We start from the raw sequence: 24,360 nt of genomic DNA, 5'->3' as shown, positions 1-24,360 counted from the left end.
CCGTGAACATTCTCCTGCTAACGAGCGAGTTTTCGCCTGCGAATGGCGGGATCGGAACCTATGCGCGGGAGATCGCGGTTGCTGCGACGGAGCTCGGCGCCAACGTGACCGTGGTTGCACCTGACTATGGCAAGGACAGATCGGCGGATGATCGCCGCTTGCCCTTTGAAATCCGTCGCTTCAAAGGCGGCCTGCACTCGATGCGGGACCTGCCGTCCAAGATCGCTCTGGCCCGCCGGCAGATCGTGTCGGGCTACTTCGACGTGGTCCATGCTGCCGATTGGCCCTTCTTCATCCCACTCGCGCTCGCTCGCGGCCTGACACAGGCGCGCATCCTGATGACCGTGCACGGGACCGAGATCAATGAGACGCAGACGCCGCTCAAGCGTCTCGCCATTCGAACCGCCGGTGTTTTCGGCTCCCGGACGATCATCGCCGCGAACAGCCGCTACACGCGCGATCTCTTCCGCCAGCGGTTCGCGGTCGATAGCCAGCGCATTCACGCGATCCCGCTCGGCGTATCCGATTTCTGGTTCGGCAGCCGACAGACACGCGCGGCGACGCGGATGGTGCAGGGGATTGGCGCCGACCGCATCGTGATGGTGACCGTTGCGCGGCTGACCCGGCGCAAGGGGCACCTGCTGACGCTCGAGGCGCTTCGGCATTTGCCGCCGGAGCTGCGCAGGCGGCTGACCTGGCTCTTGATCGGGCCCGACGGCGAAGCCGACTATGTCGCGGAATTGCGGAACTCAGCGGCAGCGGCCGATTGCGACCTGCGTTTTCTCGGCACGTTATCGAACGAGCAGATCCGCGACATCTATGGCGCGAGCGATTTCTTCTGCCTCACTGGACTGCCTGAATCGTCCGGCCGCGTGGAAGGATTTGGCTTGGTTTATCTCGAGGCCGGCGCCGCCGCCCTGCCGAGCGTCGCGACCGACATCGGCGGCGTTCCCGACGCGGTCGTCGCTGGACAGTCCGGGCTTCTCGTGCCGCCCGTGGCCGATGAGATCGCGCAGGCCATCACCACGCTTGCGACGGACAGCGCAACGCGGTCGACGCTTGCCGCAGGCGCGCTGGCGCATGCCCACAATCTGTCATGGAAGCGCTGTGCCGCCGAGACTTATGGGCTGACCCAATTCGCGATGGAGAATGTCGGTGAAGCTGCGCCGCCAATGGATGCAGCTCTGCCGCGCCAGCTCGCCTCCGCGCGCCCGGCCTATCCGGCTTGAGGACCACATGAAGCGCCTCGCTGTCGCTGCGATCCTGCTCGCATCCTCCGCGAGCGCAGCACGCGCCGACAATTGCGAGAAGAGCCGGGAGTATCTGCTCAATGGCCTTGGTGGCGACCTGACGCTTAAACCGAATGAATTTGACGACTTGTTCAAGCGATGCCTGGCGACTGCGGCGATGACCAATGTGAAGGACGCCTACATTCTGAAGGATGGCGGGATCGCGGTGATTCCGAAGCAGGACACGATCGCAGCGACCGCAGCAACGCTCTCGCAGTTCTGCGAGGCCTATCCGCGCGCGACTCTGCATTTTCTCACCAAGCGGGAGCTGGCTCAGGCGCGCTCTCTCGCCGACATCGTCAGGACCCCTTCCACCTCATCCACCCCGTGCCAGCAGATCAAAGGTCTCGCCGAATGAGCTCTCTTTCGCGCCGCGATGTTCTGCAAATGACGGTTGCCGGCCTTGCCGCCACGGGCGGCGGTCGGGGCGCCAGCGCGGCGCCGACTGCGAATCTCGGCGCGATCGCCGCGGGCAACGGCTACCTGTTCGGCGCGGCGGCGGCCGAAGTGATCGACAAGGACCCGGCTTATCGCCAGCTCTTTGCCACGCAAACCAGACTCATCACCACCGACGTCGCCTTGAAAATGGCCCGGGTGGCGCCGCAGCCCGGCCCAAAGCATTTTGAGTGGGCGGACCGGATGCTCGCATTCTGCGATCAGAACAAGATCGCCATGCGCGGTCATTGCCTGATCTGGAACGAATGGGTGCCGCCCTGGATCAAGAGCATGAGCGTCGAGGAGCGGCGCTCGTTCTTCGATTCCTACATCGATGAGGTCGTCGCGCGGTATGTGGGCAGACTGCAGTCCTGGGACGTCGTCAACGAGCCGTTCTGGCCGGGGCACCGCGCGCCCGGCGGCTTCCGCGTCGGCCCCTGGTATGACGCCTTCGGCACCGACTACATCGCCCGAGCCTTCAAACGCGCCGCGCAGGTCGATTCCAAGGCCAAACTGGTGCTGAACGAGGCGCAGACCGAGCGCGACGACGCGGTCGGACTTGCCGTACGCAGCGGCCTCCTGAAGTTGGTGGCCGACCTCAAACATGCAGGTGTCAAGCTGGACGTCGTCGGGCTGCAGGGTCATTTGCAGCCGCAGTATCCGCACGATCCCGGCCGCTTCGACGAATTCCTGCATCAATTGGCGGACCTTGGCGTCGACATCTACATCACCGAATTCGACGTCTACGACGGCACCTTTCCCGACGATGTCGCCGCACGCGACGCAGCGGTCGCCAAGACGGCCCAGGAGTTTCTGCTGCCGACGCTGCGCCATCCCGCGGTAAAGGCGCTCATCTGCTGGGAGCTTGCCGATAATTATTCCTTCTATCGCGGAATGAGCAAGTACAGGAACACGCGACCTGCCCGACCCCTGCCCTATGACGAGCACTTGCAGCCAAAGCCGTTGTGGAACGTGATCGCGCAATCATTTGAGAACGCCCGACGCCCGGCGCTGTCCACCACCAACGGTCGGGCGCACTGAATACGTGAGAGCCAGGAGCCACCGCATGCTTTCCAAGGCTGTAACCGGAACCGCGTTGCTGCTGAAGCGGCACACGCCGCGGCTTTACTCGTCGATCCGCAACAACGCGCCCTCCGGGCTGCGTTCGATCATCAACGAGCGGATGACGGTGGAGAGCCTCGGGACCGACGACCCGAAGCTCGTCTTCACAAATATTTTCCGGAAGAACTGGTGGAACAACGGCGAGAGCCGCAGCGGATGGGGCGCCGAGCTTCGGCGAACCGTATCGATCAGGGCCGAGCTTCTCGAATTCGTGCAGCGTCATTCCATCCGCTCGCTGCTCGATGCGCCGTGCGGCGATTTTCACTGGATGCGGCACGTCAAATGGCCGCCGGGATTTCGCTACATCGGCGCGGATATCGTGCACGATCTCATCGTCGAAAATCGCAAGAAATATCCCCATACGGAGTTCATGGAGCTCAACGTGCTTTCCGATCCACTTCCACCAGTGGAGAGTTGGCTCGCGCGCGACCTGATGATCCATTTTCCGGACGAGGCGGTCCAGGCTGCCCTCACGCAATTCCGGAAGTCCACCATTCGCTATCTTCTGGCGACCACCTACCCTAACGCGCGGAGCAATACCGATATCAAGTTCGGCCAGGTGAGGCACCTCAACCTTTGCGCGCCGCCGTTCAGGCTTCCACCGCCGTTCGAGATCCTGCGCGAGGATGATGATCCCAAGACCGGACGCGTCATTGGCGTGTGGCGCCGGAACGACATCGCATAGGCTCGGTCGATGCGGCTTCTCGACCGACTTCTTCTCGTGGCGTTGCTCGGCGCAAGCAGTGCAGCCGTCGCCGATGACGTCAAGCCGTCACCCTCGGATGCTAGGCCATCGATGCCTTTCACCGGTACCGCGACCATGCAGGACGATCGATCCCTCGTCCTGCATTTGCGCCTGACCAGCGATGGCAAGGAAATAAACGATACGCTCATTTACAAGTCGACAGACCGCGGCTACGACAACGTGCTCCGCCACCTCGGCGGCCTCAGGCCAGGCGATACGAAGAGTTTCAGTCCCTGGAAGGACTGAGCCATGGCCAAAGCGCTTCCGGCGGATGACGCCTCGGTTCCGATTGCCGCGAGCCATATCCTGCCTTTGCCACGGGTTTGCACGTCGTCGAGGCAATGGGAACTCGCGCGAAAGTCTTCCGGCACAACCGCAGGCCTAAAGTCCGTCATATTGCTGTCGCAAGCCGCTAGCGATGTCACGTAGCCGTCATAAGGCCGCGTGCAGCGCGGAGGGGCAGTGTGGCGGATTTCCTGATAGGACTCGACGTCTCGATTTTTCGAGCCATCAACAATTTCTGCGGCTGGAGCCCGACGCTCGATCGCATCGTCGTCCATCTGGAGGTTCTCAAAGGCTCGCTTTTCATGGGGATCGTGGGGCTGTTGTGGTACTGGCCCGACAAGGACATTCAGCGACGGCGAGAGACCATCCTCACCATCGTTCTCGTGGTCGCCATATCCCTGCTCGTCAACCGGCTGATATCGATCGTCGTGCCCTACCGCGACCGCCCAATGTACAGCATCGGCGTCAATGCTCCGACCTTCGAGTGGCACGCCGATCTCGAACACTGGAGCAGTTTCCCGAGCGATAACGCCACCTATCTGTTCGCGATCGCCGCAGGTCTTTGGCTGATCTCGCGATGGTGGGGCCTGTTCTTTGGTGTATTCGCGACACTTGCCGCGCTGGCGAGGGTCTATCTCGGCATCCACTATCCGAGCGACGTACTGGTCGGCGCCTTGATCGGCATCGCCACGGGTTTTGTGATCAACCGCGAGCCCGTCAGGAAACGGATCGCGGCTCCCATCCTCGCGCTCGAGCCCCGCTACACGCCTTACTTCTACGGGTTGTTCTTCCTCGCGCTCGCCGAACTATCCGGCGGATTCCCCAACACAAGGCGCATCGGCGTGGCAATCGTCCATCTCTTTGTCGGCTACAACCGATAGCTGACGACGGCCGAAGCGACGCTAGAGCATGATCCGGAAAAGTGGAAACCGGTTTTCCGAAAAGATCATGCTCAAACAAAGAAATGAGATCATGATCCGATTCCGTCTAATCGGATCATGATCTAGAGCAGCCGTCGAGCCGAACGAATCGAGGACCAGCGCGCCAATCTTCGGCGTCATTGCGAGCGCAAGCGAAGCAATCCAGACTTTCTCCGCGGTTGCGATCTGGATTGCTTCGTCGCTTTCGCTCCTCGCAATGGCAGCCTGGTTGATGGCGTCCGGCTCTGCAACTTGGGTCGGCGGATGCTCACACAGCTCTCGTCAGCGCGCCGTCGATGACGAGGTTGGTGCCGGAGATGCGGCTCGCCACCGGGCTCGCTAGGAACACCACGCCGGCGGCGACCTCCTCTGCCGTGCCCATTCGGCCCGTCGGATTGAGCGACAGCGCCGTCTTGAACAGATCCGGATTGCCATGCTCGATATTGTTCCAGATCCCGCCTTCGAAATAGGTGTTGCCCGGCGACACGACGTTGACCCGGATGCCTTTTGAGACCAGTTGGCTGCTGAGCCCCTTTGAATAATGGATCAAGGCGGCCTTGACCGCGCCATAGGACCCGGCTGCGAAATCGATCTCGAAGCCTGACACGCTCGAGACGATAACGATCGAGGCCGATTTGGATTTCTCCAGGTAGGGTTTGGCGGCGGCCACCGAGTTCACCGTGTGCATCATATCGGTGCGGAATGACTTTTCCCAGGTCTCCGGCGTATCGCCGACCGCCAGCGCGCTGACATTGCAGACGATGCAATCGATCCCGCCGAGCGCCGCAGCGGCGCCATCGATCCACGCCTTCAACGCGATGGGATCAGCGACATCGACCGCCTGCCCCCAGGCCTTCACATCCTTTGCCGCCAGCGATTCAACCGCCTTGTCGACACCCTCGGCACTGCGGGCGCAGATCGCGACGTTGGCGCCTTCGTCGGCAAAGAGTTCAGCGATCGCAAGCCCGATGCCCTTGCTTCCGCCGGTCACCAGTACGCTCATTCCTTTCAGCCTGAGATCCATCGCCGCCTCCATGAGTGGTGATGCGGCCGGCTCACGCGAAGCCGGCCGCGTGATGAGCTACATCTTGGTCCAGTCGCCGGCGCCTTCGAAGGCCGCGGCGGCACGGTAGATGGTCGGCTCGTCGTAATATTTTCCGATCAGCATCAAGCCGACGGGCAGGCCGTCGCTCATCCCGCATGGCAGGCTCATGGCCGGATGTCCGCTGGCGTTGAAGGGCGCGGTGTTCGGTACCATCTCGAAAGCACGCTGGATGTAGAGCTCGCGCGGCGCGTCCGCCGGCGGCAGCGGCGTCGCCTTCATCGGCAACGTCGGCATCAACAAGAGATCGTATTTGGCCAATGCCTCATCATAGGCCGCGCGCAGCTTGCGGTTCAGGTTCTGCGCCTTGGCGTAGAAATGCCCGCGATAATGTTTGGTGAAATATTGCCCGAGCAGCATCGTGATCTTGAGGCTATCGGAGAGTTCGTCGGCGCGATGCCGCCAGGCGGAATGGGCGTCCAGCAGCGTGGTGTTGTAGAGGCCGCGCCAATTGGTGCCCATGCCGTTGCCCTTCATCATGAACTCGGTGGCGCCCTCGGCCGCGATCGGCAACCAGATCGCGAGAGCCGCAAGGTGCATCGGCACGGAGATTTCCTCGACGGTCGCACCGAGCTTGGCGAAGAGATCCGCGCCGGCCTTGACCTTGGCATCGACATCGGGCTCGGAGCTTGCGTGGCCAAAACCTTCCCGCACCACGCCGATGCGCAAGCCCCGCGCGCCGGCGCCGAGCGCCTCGGTATAGCTCGACACCTTCGGCGCGCCCTGCCGCGGGTCCAGCCCGTCCGGACCCGCCAACACTTCGAGCAGCAGCGCATTGTCACGCACCGTGCGCGTCATGGGACCTGTGTGATCGAGCGTCAACTCGATCGGCATCACGCCGGTATAGGGGACGAGGCCGTACGTCGGCTTCATTCCATAGATGCCGCTGAAGGAAGAGGGAATGCGGATCGATCCGCCCTGGTCGCCGCCGATCGCCATGTCGGCTTCGCCTGTTGCGACCACCACCGCGCTGCCCGAGGACGAGCCGCCGGCCGAATAGCCCATCCTGTGCGGATTGTGGACCGGGCCTGCGGCGCAGGTGTGGCTGCCGCCGGAGAAGCAGAAATATTCGCAGTGCACCTTGCCGATGATCGTGCCGCCGGCGTCCAGCATACGGGTCACGATGGTGGCATCGGTATCGGGCGTATAGCCTTCCAGCGTAGAGGCACCGTTCATCATCGGCACGCCGGCGAGGCAAATGTTGTCTTTCAGCGCGATCTTCTTGCCGGCGAGCTTGCCGTTGGGCGCGCCCTTGATCTCCGTCTTGACGTACCAGGCGTTGTACTTGTTCTCCTCACCTTCGGGGCGGTAGCCGGGCGTGCGCGGATATTTCACTGGTGGCACGTAGTCGGCCATCGCATCGACCGCGTCGTAAGCGGCGTAATTCGCCTGCATCAAAGCGTCGTAGGATTTCAGCTCGGCATCGCTCATGGTCATGCCGAGATCTTCGGCGACGGAGCGCAACTGATCGAGGGTGGGTCGTCTGACTGCCATGACTTGTTCTCCTGAACGTCGTTTCCAGCCTGATCGAACGTTAAAGCCCAATCCGGAAAAAGCGGACACCCGTTTACCGGAAGAGCTCATTCTTCATTGAAAGTGCCGCGGTGTGCAATGGATCACATTGCCCTTCTCAGGCGGCATGGCGACGGATCAATTTAGGAACGAACGGCAACAGCAGTCATTGCCCATCTTCCAAACAGGGAGATGTTGCATGAAGTTGCTTACACTGATTTTCGCCGCTGCGTTCGCCTCCGCCAGCACGATTGCTCTGGCCCAGGGTGGCGGAGGAGGCGGGGGCGGGGGCGGCGGTGGAGGCGGAGGAGCCGGCGGAGCGGGCGGGGCTGGCGCAGGTGCATCGGCAGGTTCTTCGGGAACCGGACCCGGCGCGACGAGCGGTACCAGTGGCGGTGCAATGAGCTCCGGCACCGCAGGCCAGACGGGCGGCACGTCGAACCGGTCCGGTACGACCGGAATGAGCCCAGACAATTCCGTGAGCGGAGGGACCGGCTCGATGGGAACCACGCAAGGCAATCGCCGCGGCTCGTCAGGCGTGACCGGCAGCGGCGGTACTGGCGCAAGCTCGAGCCAAGGAAACAATCACTGAAGAGAGCCCCGCGGGGTAGCGGGGCGTCGGCTTTTTGGGGGCTGAGGCGAGCAAAGAAGGAGCGCCGTCGCTGCGGAGGCGTTGATCGGCGCAGTGAGCGGAATGTCAGATTCCAGGGACGTTCTGGCCAAAGCCATCAAGCAACGGCGCGCGGTCCTCTTCGCCGGGGCCGGCGTATCCATGGCGGTCGGCCTCCCCTCGTGGGACAGGCTCGTCGCGTACCTGCTTGATGAGCTCGGACTTGAACGCAGAACCGTCGAGGGCCTGAGCGAAACTCATCAGATGCTGGCGGAATATTATCGCATCAAGCGCGGCAGCATCGGTCCGCTGCGGAGTTGGCTTGATCGGAATTGGAAAGTCGCCGAGGACCGCGTGGCGAAATCCGATCTGCACAGGCTGATCGTGGAGCTCGATTTTCCGGTCATTTACACTACGAATTACGATCGGAATCTCGAGATGGCGTTCGAAGCCCACGGTCGGCCTTACGCGAAAATCGCGAATGCGAAGGAAATCGCGGAGGCCCCCGACGGGGTTACCCGCATCGTCAAATACCATGGCGACTTCGACGATGACGCCTCGCTGGTGCTGACTGAAAACGATTTTCTCGACCGACTGTCCTTCGACTCGCCACTCGACATTCTATTTCGGGCGGACGCACTCGGCCGAATGATCCTGTTCATCGGCTACAGCATGTCGGACCCAAACATTCGCCTGCTGCTGCACCGGATCTGGGGTACGTGGCGGCGGTCCGGCTACGAGAAACACCGTCCGCCCTCCTTCATCTTCATGCCGTCGCCAAATCCGGTACAGGAGGCGCTGCTCGCGCGCTGGGGGATAAAGATGGTCACTGCTGGAAGCGGCGAGGATGCCGCCGGCTCGCTGGTTAGGTTTCTCGCTGATCTTCAGGCTCGCGCGAAGGCGGTGGGCTAACACAACAGTGCGCAAGGCGCCATCGTGCTCGCAGGAGCAACGCATCGTCAGAAGTTTGTCGCAAGCACAGCATATACGGACATACGAGGCCGGCGCTGACAGGCCGTTTCGCTTCCGATACCAGAGGCTGCCTGTCAGGACTCGCTCAAAATTGAAAAAAGGACGGCGGCCAGCCCCTTAACCGAACGGCTGCGGCAGCTATGATGGCGAAGCGCAGGAATGGTGCGAAATGCGGCGCAGTTCGTCGGTCGACGTAGCCATTGTGGGCGCCGGAGCGGCCGGCATCGCCGCGGCCACGGCGCTCTCCGCTTACGGGCTTTCGATTCTGGTCCTGGAGGCAAGAGACCGCATCGGCGGGCGCGCGTTGACGTGGCGGCTCGCCGAGGGCATCGCGTTTGATGTCGGCTGCGAGTGGCTTCATTCGGCGGATCAGAACGGCTTTGTGCCAATCGCGCGAAGCCTGGGGTTCGAACTGGTCCAAGGCGAGCCGCAGTGGGGCGAGCGGAGTTTCGACATCAATTTTCCGGTTCGCGAACAACGCGAGTTTCAGGCTGCGTTCGGCGCCTTCGAGGACCGCCTCGAGGCCGCAGCCCAGCTTCCGCAGGACACGGCGGCGGCCGATTGGCTGCAACCCGGCAATCGATGGAATGCTTTGATCGATGCCATCAGCAGCTATGTAAACGGGGCAGAGCTGTCGAAAGTGTCGGTCCATGACACGACCAGCTATTTCGATACAGATATGAACTGGCGCGCGAGGGCCGGATACGGAGCGCTCGTTGCAGCGTTCGGATCATCGTGCAACGTGGCACTGAACACGCGGGTGCTAAGCATTGACCACTCGGGCCGCGAGATCGCGGTCGAGACGTCACAAGGCACCATCCGGGCAAGCGCGCTGATCTGCACGCTGCCGACCGACTTGATCGCGCAGGAGACCGTGCGATTTTCGCCGCCTCTCCCGGATAAGGTGAGCGCGGCCGCCGGCCTGCCGCTCGGTCATGCCGAGAAGGTCATGCTGTCTGTCGAACAGCCCGAGATGCTGCCGCTCGACGGACATCTGTTCGGTGCGACCGATCGCACACAAACCGGCAGCTACGATTTGAGGCCGCTGGGCCGGCCCTGCATCGAGGCTTTCTACGGCGGCACCCTTGCCCGCGTGCTCGTTGACGGTAACGCAATGGCTGAGTACGCCCTCGAGGAGCTCACGAAGCTGCTGGGTTCTACCATTCGCGGCAAGATCAGGCCGCTGGCCGCATCAAGTTGGGCGAATGACCGTTTCTCTCGCGGATCCTATTCGCATGCCCTGCCCGGTTGTGCCACTTTGCGCTCCGCTCTGGCCTCACCGATCGACAATCGCCTGTTTTTCGCGGGCGAGGCCACTTCGTCACGATTCTTTTCCACGGCCCACGGTGCATATGAAACGGGATTACGTGCGGCCACCGAAGTCCTGCAAAGTCTCGCTCGCTCGCCGACATTGAAAACTGGTCTGGGCGGCGCTTAAGCAGAGGCGAAGCACTAAAGTCATAGACCGGCAGCTACAACGGCGCAGTTCGACCGAATGCTCCAACGGTCATTTCGGAAAGACGACCGGAGTCGCTCCTGGCATTTGCCTCAAGTGCGATCAGGTTTGGCTTCTCAAGGAGACCCACCCGTGAAAAGATACCCGTCATCCAGCATTGCCTTCATTGTGTTACTATTTTCGGCATCGCCCGCTTTCGCGGGCCCCTGCAAGGCCGCCATCGATCGGCTTCAGGCGCAGGTCGATGCGGCCATCGACAGGAATGCGGGTGCAGGTCCGTGGAAGCCCGAAAGCGTCGATGCCCTTCGCGGATATCAACCGACACCGGGATCGATTGCTGCAGCCGAGGGACCGCCCGGCCGCGGCCTGGAGCGCGCGCTCAATCGGCTCGCACGCGCCCGGGCGGCCGACCGCCACGGAGACCCTGCCCTGTGCAGGCTCGAACTCGATAAGGCCAGGCGGGCACTTGCGTCGCGCTAGTTCGCGCAACACGGGCCTGCACAGGCTACGCCGAGGGAAGCTACATCGCAGCAAGGCTGTCGGCTCGATTGGCGTTGCGCCACTGATAGGGTGTATGCCCGACAAACCGCTTGAACACCGTGGTGAAGTGAGCCTGCGTCTGGAAGCCGACGGTCAGCGCAATCTCGACGATCGGCATCGTCGAGCGAAGCAGCAACTCCTCGGCACGATGAATTCGTCGCCTCAACACGTACTCATGCGGACGCAGCCCGGTCGCGGCGCGGAACTGAGAGGCAAAGTGCATTCGGCTCAGCCCCGCAACGGCAGCCAAATCAACCAAGCTTATTTTGCTCGACAGATGATTATCGACATATTCGATAATCCGCTTCAGCCGCCATTTTTGCAAAGCTCGGACCTGTCGCGCGCCGCATTCCGGCTCAACCGATCCAATGTCGGGCGCAGACGGTCGAGTTTCGCACTGCCGCCCAAGCAATCTGATGGCGATAGCGAGCCGCACGGCGTCCGCGTAGATGGTGGAATGCTGGTCAGCGGCATCCTCTGCGGCCGCCAGCGCATCGGATAGACGCCTGATCACGGGGTCTGTCATCTCTTTGGACGCCGAGCGGGTTGGCAGGCTTTGCAGAGCCGACCCGACTCGGCGCGCTGCGATTTGCGAGCGAATGTCGGCCGTCCCGGATGACATGTTGGAAGCCGGTCTTTTGTCCGATTCAGCTTGTGCGCCCGCGAGGACGATTTGAAGCCGTTGAAAGGCGAGGATGATCCCACTCTCCGCGGCCAGGCCCTCACGCGACAGGAGTGCTGAACCAGCCCGATCGTTCAATAAAAGTGCGACAGACTCGCCACCGAGAAAACCCGAGGGAAATCCCGGCATTGCGCCGGTCGCCACGCGTCCGGCGATATCGTCTTGAACTCCTTGTAGCAATTGCGAGTGCAGCAGCATGGATCAATCTCTCTTGACTGTATTGACCGTGAGCCGAAAGCACTCGGAGCTGCGCCGCGGATAGCACCTTGGATTGGGCCAGCCCGCCAATCCAGCTATCGCAATCGCGTTTCTCGTCGAGGCATTCCGACCGTTACAGCCTGAAGATATCGAGCAGCGCTGCGCTCACTATTCTACCGGCGTCTCGAATAAGTATATCGTCGGCTAAGCAAGTCATACTTCGGTATGCGGCCGAGACGCCTGCGGTGGCGTGCTTTCTTGAAATACCGGCCTATGCTCGCAAACTAACGTACCTCGGATCAGGCGACCGAGGAGCCCCGGATTGCGAGACCCGATCAGGTTAGAGGCACTTCGCTTACCGCCGGCACCTGAAGCATCGGCAGCCGTCGCGGCATATGGGCATTCCACCAGCCCCCTAGCCAACTGAGCCAGGTCATGAGCATGGCGCCGACGATCCCGCTGCCGCCCGCTCCCGTCGGGTTTGAATATCCCGAACCATGCAATGCCTCTGGCTGCTTCAGCGATCGCCTGCAGTGATTTTCTCTCCGAGCAAATATTGAACGATCCTTGATGCGAGACAAACGGCCGTGAAATACAAGATCGCCTTTCCTGCAGCCGTCCTCATTGTCGCCGCGGCGACGAGCGCGGTTTGGTACTTCGATCGCAAGGCAGTGCCAACCCACGCGGCCGTGCCAGCACCACAGCCGGAAATCCCGGTCGTGGCCGCGACGGTCCGCAGCAAAGACGTGCCGATCTATCTTCGCGGCGTCGGCACCGTGATCGCCTACAATACCGATATCGTACGCAGCCAGATCCAGGGCCAGATCACGCAAATCACCTTCGTCGAGGGACAGAGCGTGAAAGCCGGCGATCTACTCGCCCAGATCGATCCTCGCCCCTATGAGGCGCAGATCGAGCAGTTCGCCGCAAACCTCGCCCGCGACAACGCCCAGCTTATGAACGCACAGGCCAACCTGTCGCGCTACACCCAGCTAGGCGACAAGGGCTACGCCACACCGCAGCTCATCGAGACGCAGAAGGCGCAGGTCGCGGAGCTAGAGAGCGCCGTCAAGGCGGACCAGGCACAGATCGATCAAGCAAAGGTCCAGCTCAGCTACACGCGATTGACCTCGCCGATTCCGGGCATCACCGGCGTCAGGCAGATCGATGTCGGTAACATCATTCACCCGACCGATCCGAACGGGCTCGTCGTCGTCACTCAGGTCGAACCGATTTCCTTGATTTTCACGCTTCCGGAAACCGATCTGCCGCAAATCCAGGATCAGATGGCCAAGGGCCCGCTGAAGGTGATTGCCTATAGTCAGGACAACAAGATCAAGCTGGACGAGGGCACACTGCTCCTTGTCAACAACGAGATCGTGCAGACGACCGGGAGCATCCAGCTCAAGGCGGAGTTTCCGAACACTGCGCACCGGCTCTGGCCGGGCCAGCTCGTCAACGTCGCCCTGCTCATCGACATCAGGAAAAATGGACTGACGATCGCCGCCTCAGCAGTCCAGCAGGGTCAGAATGGGTCATACGTCTACGTGGTGACGCCGGACAAGACGGCGCAAGTGCGGCCGGTGAAAGTGGCCCAGATCAGCCAGGGGCAGGCGCTCATTGATGATGGCCTCAAGGCGAACGAGACGGTCGTCATCGATGGGCAATATAGGCTCCAGCAAGGCAGCCGCGTCAGGGAATTGCACGGCAAGGCTGCAACGGAGGCCGACATGCAGAGCGCGGTGCAGGAAGCGATTCCATGAACCTGTCAGCCCCGTTCATTTCTCGGCCGATCGCGACCGTTCTGCTGATGGCCGGCCTGCTGTTGTGCGGCCTTGCCGCGTATCCACTGCTGCCCGTTGGCGCGCTGCCGAACGTCAATTACCCGACCATCCAGATCTCGGCGCAACTGCCCGGCGCTGACCCGCAGACGATTGCCTCCTCGGTGGCCACGCCGCTCGAGCAGCAGCTAAGCCAGATTCCGGGCGTCACGCAACTGACCTCGTCAAGCGCCTTGGGCGTCGCACAGATTATCGTGCAATTCGAACTTTCGCGCACGGTGGACAGTGCCGCCGTCGATGTCCTGTCCGCGATCAATGCGGCCAGCCCCTACCTACCCCAGAATATTCCTTACCCTCCGACAATCCGGAAAGTGAACCCCGCCGAAACGCCGATCATGCTGATCGCGCTCACATCCGATTCCCTGCCATTGACGACCGTCGACGCCTATGCCGAAAATATCCTCCTGCCCAAGATCGCGCAGATCCCCGGCGTCGGCCTGGTCGGCATCGGCGGCCAGCAAAAGCCGTCGATCCGCATCCAGGTCAATCCGCAGGCTTTGGCGGCACGGGGAATTGGGCTGGAGGACGTGCGCGGTGTCATTGCCGAAGCAAACGTCGATCAGGCGAAAGGCACGCTCAACAGTCCGCGCGTCACCTACACATTGAACACGAACGACCAGTTGTTGAAGCCCGAGGCTTATGACGAGCTGATCATCGCGTATCGCAACGGCTCCCCCGTACGAGTCCGCGACATCGGCAAGGCGATCGAAGCGCCGGAGAACGACCTGCTGGCCGGATGGTACGGCAAGCAACCGGCCATCATCCTTGCCGTGCAACGCGTTCCCGGCGCCAATGTCATCGAGACCGTGGACCGCATCAAGAGCTTGCTGCCCAAGATCCAGGCATCAATTCCGCCGGCCATCAAGGTCTCGATCGCGGCCGACCGCACGACCACCATCCGCGCAGCGGTCGCGGACGTGCAGTTCACCCTCATGCTGACGGTCGCGCTGGTGGTGATGGTGATCTTCCTCTTCCTGAGAAATCTGTGGGCGACGGTCATTCCGGCAGTCACCGTACCCCTCTCACTGGTCGGCACCTTCGCGGTGCTCTATGCGCTCGGCTACAGCCTGGATAATCTGTCGCTGATGGCGCTCTCGATCGCGGTCGGCTTCGTTGTCGACGACGCCGTGGTCGTGATCGAAAACATCGTGCGCTACCTTGAACAGGGCCTTAGCCCCATGCAAGCGGCCCTCAAGGGGGCGGGCGAGATCGGCTTCACCATCGTTTCCATCACGCTTTCCTTGATCGCCGTCTTCATCCCCTTGTTTCTGATGGGAGGTTACGTCGGCAAGCTGTTCCAGGAATTTGCGATCACGATCACGGCTTCGCTGCTGCTGTCGCTGGTGATCTCGCTGACATTGACGCCAATGATGTGCTCGCGCCTGCTGCGGGATGATAGCCATACGCGGCATGGGCGCATCTATCTCGCCTTCGAGCACGGCTTCGATGCACTGCTCGGCCTATACGCGCGCGGCCTTAGAGTGGTGCTGCGGCACCGCTTCGTCACATTGATCGTGATGCTCTGCACGGTCATGCTGACCGGCTATCTCTACATGGTCATCCCCAAGGGCTTTTTCCCGCAGGAAGACACCGGTCAGATCGTGGGCATCACGGAAGCCTCGCAGGATATCTCTTTTCCGGCGATGGCCGAACGCCAGCAAGCGTTGGTCGATACCCTGCTGAAAGATCCGGATATCGACTCGGTTGTCAGCTATATCGGGCCGGGCGGGCCGACCGCGACGCTCAATCAGGGGCGAATCTTCGTCATGTTGAAGGCAAAGCCTCAGCGCAAGGCGAGCGCGGATGCCATCATCAACCGCCTGCGGCCGCAGCTTGCCCGCATCCAAGGCATCACGCTTTACATGCAGGCCGCCCAGGACATCACCATCGGCGCGCGTCTATCTAAGACGCAATACCAATATACCTTGACGGATGCGGATTCCAATGAGCTCGCACATTGGTCCGCCATTTTCCTGGAAAAGATCAGGAGCCTGCCTTTCGTGACAGACGTCGCAAGTGACCAGGCCAATGCGGGCCCGTTGCTGAATGTGACCGTCAATCGCGAAGTCGCCTCCAGCCATGGAATTCTTCCCTCGACGATCGACAACACGCTGGACGATGCATTCGGACAACGCATCGTCTCGACCATGTTTACCGCGCTGAACCAGTACCACGTTGTGCTCGAAGTGCTGCCGCGCTTCCAATACGGCCCCGAAGCTCTCGGCGAGATCTACCTGAACTCCTCGACCGGGCAGCAGGTGCCGCTCAGCACCTTGGTCAACAGCGAGATCAAGCCCGCTCCGATTCTCATCAATCACCAGAGCATGTTCCCGTCCGTCACCATATCCTTCAACCTGAAGCCGGGCGTGGCGCTCGGTGATGCGGTGGCAGGCATCGAACAAATCGAGAAGGAAACGGGAAAACCGGAATCGCTCGCCACATCGTTTCAGGGCAACGCCCAGGCTTTCCAGTCCTCGCTGTCGGGCACGCCGCTCCTGATCGGCGTGGCCCTGATCGTGATCTACATCATCCTCGGCGTCCTCTACGAAAGCTTCATCCATCCGCTCACGATCCTCTCGACGCTCCCCTCGGCTGGCATCGGCGCTCTATTGATGCTGATGGTGGTGCGCATGGACCTCAGTGTGATCGCGATCATCGGCATCATTCTCCTGATCGGCATTGTCAAGAAGAACGGCATCATGCTGGTCGATTTCGCGCTCGAAGTGCAGCGCAGCAAGGGCGCGTCCCCGGAAGAGGCTGTGTATCAAGCCTGCACCTTGCGCTTCCGGCCCATTCTAATGACAACCATGGCAGCGCTGCTCGGCGGCGTGCCCCTGATGGTCGGCACCGGCACGGGATCGGAGCTGCGACAGCCCCTCGGCTATACGATTGTCGGCGGCCTGCTGCTGTCCCAGCTCCTGACGCTGTACACTACGCCAGTCGTCTACCTCTATCTCGACAGGCTCGGCTCCTGGTTCGCGAGACGCAAGCAGCCGCGCGTCGGAAAGCCTGTCACTGTCGCCGCGGAATAAGCATCGAAGTGAACGTTCGCCATCTGGCTGCAACGCCCATCGGCCGCTCGGTTCGCGCGATCGCGCCTGTCATCGACCTGGAAAGCAAGCGCGTGGTGTTCGCGGTGGAGGCCTGGAACGACGAGCGGAAGATCGGCGAGGGGCACGGGTGAGACACCCGTGTCCGACGCTAGTCGCCCCCCAAATCACGCAGCGGCCGCATCCGAGCGTACGACTTTGATCGGGATACCCTTGTATGATGGCGTGAAGCTCAAAGGATCGCGCGCATACAGCGGAACGAGCGGATTGGCCTCGGGATAATATGCCGCGCAGCATCCGTCCGGAAACGAATAGGTGACCGCCCGGAAATTTCGCACTCTCCTTTCCACGCCGTCTGTCGAGAGCGTGACCAGGTCGACGCGGTCGCCATCCGCGAGACCCCGCTTCTCCATTTCATATGCGTTCAGAAACACCACGTCACGTTGCCCGTAGACGCCGCGGTAGCGATCGGACATGGAATAGACCGTCGTGTTGTACTGATCATGGCTTCGCACCGTACTGAGCCAGAGGGCGTCGGGATCGTTTTCTTGTAGATCCTCGCCGAGCCCGTCGAAGACAAGGAAATTGGCTTTTCCGGACGGCGTGATCCAAATGCGCTCTCGCGCAGTCGAGGTGAGATGGAAACCGCCGGGAATGCGGATGCGGGCATTATAGCCCTGGAAAATCGGGAAGACGTCTTCGATCGCATCGCGAATGCGATCGTAATCGGCAACGAAGCCCTCCCAATCGACGACGGATCGATTCCCGAGCGTCGCGCGGGCCATCGCGGCAATGATCGCCGGTTCACTCTTGAGATGCTCCGATGCCGGCTGATTTCGACCCGCCGACGCATGCACCATCGACATGGAGTCCTCTACGGTAATGGACTGTGGACCACCAGCCTGGATGTCGATCTCGGTGCGTCCCAGGCAGGGAAGAATCAGCGCCTTCCGGCCGTGGATGAGATGGCTGCGGTTGAGCTTTGTGGACACATGAACTGAGAGGCCGAGACTTGTCAGAGCCGCTCGCGTCATTTGCCAATCCGGAATGGCTGCAGCAAAGTTGCCGCCCATTCCGATGAACACTTTCACCTCGCCGCGGATCATCGCCTCGAGCGCGGTGACGACGTTGTGACCGGGCGCGGCCGGCGGCTTGAAACCGAAGCGCTTCTCCAGGCGATCGAGAAACTCCTTCGAGGGAACCTCGGTGATGCCAACCGTGCGGTCGCCCTGCACGTTCGAGTGGCCACGAACTGGACAAAGCCCTGCGCCTTCCCGTCCGATGTGGCCGCGCAGCAAGGCCAGATTAGCGAGCTGCTGGACATTGTGTGCGCCCTGCCGGTGCTGCGTGATGCCCATACCGTACACGATGATCGCGCGTTCGGCCTTCATGTAGACTTGGGTCGCATATTCAATATCTTCGCGCGCAAGCCCGGAAATGCGCTCGATATCCGCCCATTGCGTCGCTTTCAGATCCTTGACGAGCGCGTCGATGCCGGCAGTGTGACCGCGGATGAAATCCCAATCGAGGATCTCCGGCTGTTCCTTCGCGCGCGCCGCCTCATCGGCCTCGACCATGAGCTTCATGATACCCTTGAGGACGGCAATATCTCCGCCGACGCGTAGCTGATACAGCCGCGAACTGATCTGCGTCGACGTCAGCGTCATCATTTCGACCGGGCTCTGCGGCGCCTGGAAGCGCTCAAGCGCCCGCTCCCGAAAAGGGTTGAACGAAATGATTGACGCGCCGCGGCGGGACGCGTTGCGCAGACTCGTCATCATACGCGGGCTGTTGGTACCGGGGTTTTGACCGAAGATGAAAATGCAGTCGGTCTTGTCGAAATCGTCGAGCAGGACGGTTCCCTTGCCAACGCCCAGTGACGACGGCAGGCCGACGCTGGTCGCCTCGTGGCACATATTCGAGCAGTCGGGAAAATTATTGGTACCGTACTCGCGCACGAAGAGCTGATACAGGAATGCGGCCTCGTTCGAGGTGCGACCGGACGTATAGAACGCCGCCATGTTCGGATCGGGCAACGCATTGAGATGACGCCCGATTGTCGCAAAAGCTTCTTCCCAACTGATGGGAACGTAACGATCGGAAGCCGCATCATAGGCCATCGGATGTGTCAACCGTCCCACCATCTCGAGCTCGTAGTCGCTCCAGCGGGAAAGCTGGGACACGCTGTGCTCGGTAAAAAACTCAGGCGTGCAGCGCTTCGCAGTCGCTTCCCACGCGACAGCCTTGGCACCGTTCTCGCAGAACTCGAAGGAAGATGTGTGCTTCGGATCGGGCCAGGCGCAGCCGGGACAATCGAAACCCTCGGGCTGGTTCATGCGCCTCAAGGTCGTCGTCCCTTTCAAGGCGATGCCCTGTTCGATGAGGTGCTCGCCAAGGGCTTTGAGCGCTCCCCATCCACCGGCCGGCTGGTGATAGGGACGAATAGCCTTTCGATCTGCCATCGGAGCTGCCTTTAAAGGTGGTGGTCGCTGAGAGATTTAAGCGCTGGCTCCGGATCGATGTCTTACAAAAACGACCTGTGTCTTCTCTGATTGCACCTAGCGGCTTGCACAGCCTTCCTTTCCGACAAACCCGCGACGCGTCAGGTCGGCAATCCGGCAGTGCTTTCCGGGAAAAACCCGCTGTTTGGGAAAGCAAAGCGTGGCGAGGACGCTTAGTTTTGCAAGCGAGGCAAGCAGAGCCCGGCCTGGTTTCATCGATCCTTATTTGGAGTGGCGCTTATGCTTTCACGACGAAACATGTTGGCAGCATCGGCCCTTGGAGCGGCAATGACCGCGTCCGCGCGCGCTGCCACCTTCGGCAATCCGGATGAGCCTCCCCAGGGCGCGATCAACGCCAAGGCGCCGGGAACGCTTGCCGATCCCGGTCCCCAGAATCCGGCTATTGCCAAAGAATTCCCATCAGCGCAATTTCCGCCGGCAACCGACGTAGGCGGCATGCCCATGACCTGGGCCTCGTTCAACAATGCGCCGAAGCGGATCCAGAACGGCGGCTGGGCGCGGCAGGTTACGGTCGAGGATTTCGCGATCTCGAAAGAGATATCCGGCGTCAACATGCGTCTGACCGCCGGCGGCATTCGCGAGTTGCACTGGCATCAGGCCGCCGAGTGGGCGATCATGACTTACGGCAATTGCCGCGTGACTGTGCTCGATGCACAAGGACGCCCCTATGTCGCCGACGTGAAGACAGGCGATCTCTGGTATTTCCCGGCAGGCACGCCGCATTCGCTGCAGGGCCTTGGTCCTGATGGTTGCGAGTTCGTGATCTGCTTCGATGATGGCCATGCCAACGAGTTCAACACGCTGCTGCTGTCCGACTGGTTCGCGCACACTCCGCCCGAGGTGCTGGCGAAGAACTTCGGCGTTCCGGCAGACAATTTTGCAAAGATCCCGCTTCATAACCTCTGGATTTTCCAAGGTACGGTCCCCGGCGACCTCGCAGCCGATCGCGCCGCGATCAGCAGGAATGCCATCACCCCGCCCCATCCGTTCGTTTTCTCGCTCGAAGGCTCGCGCCCGGTCAGGCAGTCCGACGCGGGCACGATCCATGTTGCTGATAGCACCAACTTCAATGTGTCCCAGACGGTCGCGGCGGCGCTCGTTACCGTCAAACCTGGCGGTGTGCGCGAGATGCATTGGCATCCGAACGCCGACGAATGGCAATACTACATCAAGGGCAAGGCGCGCATGACAGTCTTCAATACGGGGCCGAACGCACTCACAATGGACTTCGCCGCCGGCGACATCGGCTATGTGAGGCGCAACTACGGACATTATGTCGAAAACGTCGGCGACACCGACCTGCAATTCATCGGCGTGTTTCGCGCGCCACGTTACGAGGAAATTTCGCTGTCCAACTGGCTCACGCATACGCCACCCAAGTTGGTTGCCCAGCATCTCAACGTCGACGAAGCGAGCATTGCGAAGTGGCCCGACAACAGCCCTGGCGTGATGCCGAAGATCGCATAGGGACCGCAACGGGACGACGCGCCGCTCGGGCGAGCTCAGCCAGAACCTGGACCGTTCGAACGATGCGAAGGACGGTCGCTTCGCGAGCCCTCACTCGGATTGATGGAGCGGCAGGGTGAATTGGAAGGCTGACCCGGGCCCCGACCTGCGGAACGCCGACAGGTGTCCGCCGTGAGACTCGAGAATCGAGCGGCAAATCGAAAGACCCAAGCCGAGCCCCCTCGGCTTGGTCGTAAAGAACGCGTTGAAGAGCCGCTCTGAATTTTCGCTGGAGAAGCCGATGCCGCGATCCTCGACGACGACGAGAATGTCGCCTGCCTCATTGCGTTGCGATCGTATTTCCATTTCACGTGGCCGATCGCTGACCGATTGCATTGCCTCGATTCCATTCATCAGCAGGTTCATGATGACCTGCTGCAATTGAACCCGATCGGCCCGGACGATCAGTTGCTCCGGCGACAGTTGCAGGCCGAACAGGATCCTGTTTTCCGCCAGCTCTCGTCTGAGCAGCAGGCTGACTTCCTTGATCACCTCATTTATGTCGAAAATCTTTCGCTCGGTGTCAGTCTTTCTCGCAAGGGACCGAACGCGCCCGATGACCTCGGCCGCGCGATTGACATCCTTGACGATCCACTCGATGGAGCGGCGCGCGGAACCCACGTGGTCCGGCCCCCGATCGAGCCAGCGCAGGCACGCCTCGGCGTTGGACAGAATCGCCGCGAGCGGCTGGTTCACTTCATGAGCAATCGAGGTGGTCAACTCGCCAAGGGCAATCACGCGCGCGGCATGGGCGAGATCCGTCTGGGCGCTCCGCAGCGCCGCTTCGGCCTGTTCACCACGCATGCGCGCCGTTATGTCGCTGGCCACGCCGCGATACCCCAGGAACTCGCCCGCCGAATCGAAGACGGGTTTGCCGCTCACGGAAAGATGAGCTGTGGGGCCACCGTCACGAACACTTCGAAACCTGAATTCTCGAAATGGCTTGCGCGCCGCGAGATCGGCGAAGTGATCGCGCCATTTTTCCGGCTCTTCGTCGCGGTCAGCGGCGAACTCCCAAGGCGCCACGCCGATTCCCTCGCGCACTATTCTGGACTCCCGCGACACCCTGATCAGACGATGATCCCGATCGGTCTCCCAGAACCAGTCGGACGCAGTTTCCGCGAAGTCACGGAAGCGCTGCTCGCTTTGCCGCAACTCGAGTTCAGTCTGCTTTGCGGCCGTGATATCCATCACCGCGCCAATAAATTCGAACCCGCTCTGCGCGTCCTTCGCCGCATGGGCCAAGGCGCGCACACGCTTCTCTGTTCCGTCCGGCATCAACAGTCGAAATTCGTAATCGAAGTCCCTTTTCTCGCTGGAGGCGCGTCCGATGTTCTCCCGCACCAAAGCACGGTCAGCCGGGTGAACCCGATCGACGACAAGATCCAAAGTCGGAGTTACCGATGGACTGTATCCAAAGATGCGGAAGGTCTCCGCGGACCAGATGAGTTCGCCGGTGGCGACCTTCCATCCAAAGCTGCCCGTTTGGCTCAGTCGCTGCGCCTCGGCCAGCGACATCTCGCTGCGCGCCAAGCTTGCCTCGGTCTTTCTTTGCTCTTCAAGGGCGACCGCCAGTTGGCGTCGAGATCGTTGCAGGGATATCGCCACGTTTCTCTGGGCGACGGTCAGCCCCACCACGAACAGAGCTGGCACGAAAAAGACAATCAGGCGCACCGCATCTTTCGAGGCGATGGCGAAGGAACCGATCGGCGGCAACAGATAGTAGTCAAAAGCAAGCCCAGCCAGCGCGGTGGCCAACAGCCCTGGACCGAGCCCGCCAAACCACGCGGAAAACAGGATTGAGCAGAGAAACAAGGATACGAATGGCTCTGTGTTCAGGAAGGAAACAGAAGCCTTCGCGGCCAAGAGTGCAGCGGCGATCGAGAGGACCGCCACGACGTAGCGCAGGAGCGTTGACGAAATCCGCGCCATGGCTGCGGCGTTGTGCTTTGAAAGCGACGGTTCGCATCCCGAGCGAAGCGTCATGCCTGGCAGTTCGACAAATAGACCCGAAGGGCTTGCACCACCGCTACCTCGGCCCTCGTTCATTCGACGGTTCCTCTCGTCAGCTCATGGTGCGGTCTCGGACAGCACCACGAGGGGTATAGGCGCTTCAATCCTCTTGCAGTTTTTGAGCGAGACCACCCCATCGGCTAATCGCCGGACCCGCCATTTTGGGCGTGCAGCAAGGCACTTTCGAGTTTCTGAATCAGGCTGTCCTTTTCAAAAGGCTTCGTCAAAAGCCAGGTGGCCTCGGCACTCAAAATCTTTTCCGATATGGCCTCGTCCGGAAACGCCGTGATGAAGATGAATGGCACGCCTTTTCCAAGCTCACGAAATCGAACCAAAAGCTCGAAGCCGTTTACCACAGGCATATTGATGTCGGCGATCACGCATTCGGTATCGTGCAGGCGCTCCGATTGAAGAAATTCTTCGGCCGAACCGAAACTGTAGGCAAGGTATCCCAGCGAGCTCAAAAGGTTTTCAACGGCGGCGCGAACAGACGCATCGTCATCGATGATGGAAATCATCGGAGGCTGCGGCAAGTTAGCGATCCTTCGGAAGGTGGCCCGCCAACAATCTGCGTACAGCCGGAGGATCGGGAAATTATACTTAGGTTTCGCAACCCCTTAGATCTTCATCGGGCTTATTCCGATCGCCTCGGCCATCCTGACCAGATCGGCCAGTGATCTTGCGCCCATCTTCTTCATGACACGTCCGCGATGGATTTTCACCGTAATCTCGGCGACGCCGATCTCCGCCGCGATCTGCTTGTTCATGAGCCCGGCCACTACCAGGCTGAAGATCTCGCGCTCGCGATCTGTCAACGTTTCATAAAGGGCTCGCAACGCAAGGAGGGACCGTTCAGCCTCACGTCTCCTCCGGTCGCGCTCTATCGCCGTCGCAACGGCATCGAGCATATCCTGATCGCGGAACGGCTTGGTCAGGAAATCGACCGCGCCACCTTTCATGGCCCTGACGCTCATCGGGATATCGCCGTGGCCGGTCATGAAGATGATCGGGACGCGAATGCTCGCCTTCGCCAGTTCGAGCTGAAGATCAAGCCCGCTCAATCCCGGCAGCCTGATGTCGAGCACAAGGCAGCTTGCCACTTCTGGAAGTTTGCTCCGCAACAGTTCGGCGGCCGAGGCAAATTCCTGGACCTCGAGGCCGACCGAGTGCAGCAGATTGGAGAGTGCTATTCTGACGCTCTCGTCATCGTCGACGATGAATACCATCGCATCCAGGCCACTCACGCAGCCTGCGGGCGGGGTGGACGCAGCAGACGGCTTCGACATAGGCGGGCTCAGGGCGCAATTGCCAAAAAGAACGACCGGGCTTTCGGAGGCGAACTTCTCACAACAATCATGGTGGTCCCAAGACTTGGTCTCAGAAACTAGAACAACTCTGGGAGCATTCGCAATTGCAGCACGGCTGCCAGCTCCTCATTCCGGTCATAGCAAGCCGAGCTTTTGGTATGTCTCCCCCTGGTCACAATGGCCCGTTGTGAAAGGGCTGTCTGCCTAGGATTCAGATAAATCTGGCGTGCCGCGGGTGCCGTGAACATCCTGG

At 61.1% G+C, this 24,360-nt stretch carries 21 protein-coding genes; 14 read left to right on the top strand and 7 right to left on the bottom strand.

The genetic code is table 11. The features are described from left to right. The first annotated feature begins 2 nt into the window (after positions 1-2). From F758_RS0103445 to F758_RS43230, 6 genes are all read left to right on the top strand, one after another. Positions 3-1,229, top strand: a complete 1,227-nt coding sequence (locus F758_RS0103445; protein ID WP_024506538.1) for a glycosyltransferase family 4 protein — start codon at positions 3-5, stop codon at positions 1,227-1,229. A gap of 7 nt (positions 1,230-1,236) precedes the next feature. Continuing rightward, a complete protein-coding gene (locus tag F758_RS43235; RefSeq protein ID WP_024506537.1) occupies positions 1,237-1,647 on the top strand; it encodes a hypothetical protein in 411 nt (136 codons plus the stop codon). Positions 1,648-1,676: 29 nt separating this feature from the next. Continuing rightward, positions 1,677-2,765 (top strand): endo-1,4-beta-xylanase, encoded by a 1,089-nt coding sequence (locus F758_RS0103435; protein ID WP_245286409.1) that lies wholly within the window; start codon positions 1,677-1,679, stop codon positions 2,763-2,765. A gap of 25 nt (positions 2,766-2,790) precedes the next feature. Beyond that, complete coding sequence (locus tag F758_RS0103430) at positions 2,791-3,531, top strand: hypothetical protein (RefSeq protein WP_024506535.1); 741 nt, start codon at positions 2,791-2,793, stop codon at positions 3,529-3,531. Positions 3,532-3,540: 9 nt separating this feature from the next. Continuing rightward, positions 3,541-3,837: a hypothetical protein gene (locus tag F758_RS0103425; protein WP_024506534.1), complete on the top strand. Its 297-nt coding sequence runs from the start codon at positions 3,541-3,543 to the stop codon at positions 3,835-3,837. A gap of 218 nt (positions 3,838-4,055) precedes the next feature. Then, positions 4,056-4,757, top strand: coding sequence for a phosphatase PAP2 family protein (locus tag F758_RS43230; protein ID WP_024506533.1), 702 nt, complete (start codon positions 4,056-4,058; stop codon positions 4,755-4,757). Positions 4,758-5,064: 307 nt separating this feature from the next. Here the strand turns inward: F758_RS43230 and F758_RS0103410 are convergent, their stop codons facing one another. After that, positions 5,065-5,820, bottom strand: coding sequence for an SDR family NAD(P)-dependent oxidoreductase (locus F758_RS0103410; protein ID WP_024506532.1), 756 nt, complete (start codon positions 5,818-5,820; stop codon positions 5,065-5,067). A 57-nt stretch (positions 5,821-5,877) separates the two neighbouring features. Further along, on the bottom strand, positions 5,878-7,392 hold the full coding sequence (locus tag F758_RS0103405) for an amidase (protein WP_024506531.1): 1,515 nt from the start codon (positions 7,390-7,392) through the stop codon (positions 5,878-5,880). Positions 7,393-7,609: 217 nt separating this feature from the next. Here F758_RS0103405 and F758_RS49245 point away from each other — a divergent pair, with 217 nt between their 5' ends. The 4 genes from F758_RS49245 (at position 7,610) to F758_RS0103385 (ending at position 10,928) form a co-directional block, all read left to right on the top strand. Then, a complete protein-coding gene (locus F758_RS49245) occupies positions 7,610-8,002 on the top strand; it encodes a hypothetical protein (protein ID WP_157449845.1) in 393 nt (130 codons plus the stop codon). 102 nt (positions 8,003-8,104) lie between these two features. Next, the gene (locus F758_RS0103395) at positions 8,105-8,932 is read left to right on the top strand and encodes an SIR2 family NAD-dependent protein deacylase (protein WP_024506530.1); all 828 of its coding nucleotides are present in this window, start codon (positions 8,105-8,107) and stop codon (positions 8,930-8,932) included. Between the two features lie 229 nt (positions 8,933-9,161). After that, positions 9,162-10,430, top strand: a complete 1,269-nt coding sequence (locus F758_RS0103390; RefSeq protein ID WP_024506529.1) for a flavin monoamine oxidase family protein — start codon at positions 9,162-9,164, stop codon at positions 10,428-10,430. A gap of 150 nt (positions 10,431-10,580) precedes the next feature. Then, positions 10,581-10,928, top strand: a complete 348-nt coding sequence (locus tag F758_RS0103385) for a hypothetical protein (protein ID WP_035720635.1) — start codon at positions 10,581-10,583, stop codon at positions 10,926-10,928. Between the two features lie 40 nt (positions 10,929-10,968). On the opposite strand, the gene F758_RS46290 is transcribed toward F758_RS0103385, so the two are convergent. Continuing rightward, positions 10,969-11,868, bottom strand: a complete 900-nt coding sequence (locus tag F758_RS46290; protein ID WP_024506527.1) for a helix-turn-helix domain-containing protein — start codon at positions 11,866-11,868, stop codon at positions 10,969-10,971. A 587-nt stretch (positions 11,869-12,455) separates the two neighbouring features. Between F758_RS46290 and F758_RS0103370 the strand changes: the two genes are divergently transcribed. From F758_RS0103370 to F758_RS49240, 3 genes are read left to right on the top strand one after another with little or no spacing between them, the layout of a single operon-like run. Then, positions 12,456-13,631, top strand: a complete 1,176-nt coding sequence (locus F758_RS0103370; RefSeq protein WP_024506526.1) for an efflux RND transporter periplasmic adaptor subunit — start codon at positions 12,456-12,458, stop codon at positions 13,629-13,631. Then, positions 13,628-16,741 (top strand): efflux RND transporter permease subunit, encoded by a 3,114-nt coding sequence (locus tag F758_RS0103365; RefSeq protein ID WP_024506525.1) that lies wholly within the window; start codon positions 13,628-13,630, stop codon positions 16,739-16,741. Before F758_RS0103370 ends, F758_RS0103365 begins: the two co-directional genes overlap by 4 nt. Before the next feature lie 8 nt (positions 16,742-16,749). Next, the gene (locus tag F758_RS49240) at positions 16,750-16,893 is read left to right on the top strand and encodes a thioesterase, FlK family (protein WP_157449844.1); all 144 of its coding nucleotides are present in this window, start codon (positions 16,750-16,752) and stop codon (positions 16,891-16,893) included. Between the two features lie 33 nt (positions 16,894-16,926). Here F758_RS49240 and F758_RS0103355 read toward each other — a convergent pair whose 3' ends face one another. After that, positions 16,927-19,221, bottom strand: coding sequence for an FdhF/YdeP family oxidoreductase (locus F758_RS0103355; RefSeq protein ID WP_024506524.1), 2,295 nt, complete (start codon positions 19,219-19,221; stop codon positions 16,927-16,929). A 279-nt stretch (positions 19,222-19,500) separates the two neighbouring features. On the opposite strand from F758_RS0103355, the gene F758_RS0103350 reads away from it, so the two are divergent. After that, on the top strand, positions 19,501-20,748 hold the full coding sequence (locus tag F758_RS0103350) for an oxalate decarboxylase family bicupin (RefSeq protein WP_024506523.1): 1,248 nt from the start codon (positions 19,501-19,503) through the stop codon (positions 20,746-20,748). A gap of 90 nt (positions 20,749-20,838) precedes the next feature. Here the strand turns inward: F758_RS0103350 and F758_RS43220 are convergent, their stop codons facing one another. The 3 genes from F758_RS43220 to F758_RS0103335 all read right to left on the bottom strand — a co-directional run bounded on the left by F758_RS43220 (position 20,839) and on the right by F758_RS0103335 (position 24,086). Then, a complete protein-coding gene (locus F758_RS43220) occupies positions 20,839-22,719 on the bottom strand; it encodes an ATP-binding protein (protein ID WP_198026404.1) in 1,881 nt (626 codons plus the stop codon). Positions 22,720-22,940: 221 nt separating this feature from the next. Further along, the gene (locus F758_RS0103340) at positions 22,941-23,318 is read right to left on the bottom strand and encodes a response regulator transcription factor (RefSeq protein ID WP_024506521.1); all 378 of its coding nucleotides are present in this window, start codon (positions 23,316-23,318) and stop codon (positions 22,941-22,943) included. 99 nt (positions 23,319-23,417) lie between these two features. Beyond that, a complete protein-coding gene (locus F758_RS0103335; protein WP_024506520.1) occupies positions 23,418-24,086 on the bottom strand; it encodes a response regulator transcription factor in 669 nt (222 codons plus the stop codon). Positions 24,087-24,360: the final 274 nt, after the last annotated feature.

It is taken from the genome of Bradyrhizobium sp. ARR65, from assembly GCF_000472385.1.
Lineage (GTDB): Bacteria > Pseudomonadota > Alphaproteobacteria > Rhizobiales > Xanthobacteraceae > Bradyrhizobium.
The sequence above is the reverse complement of the archived record's forward strand: the minus strand, read 5'-3'. Positions and strand labels throughout refer to the sequence as shown.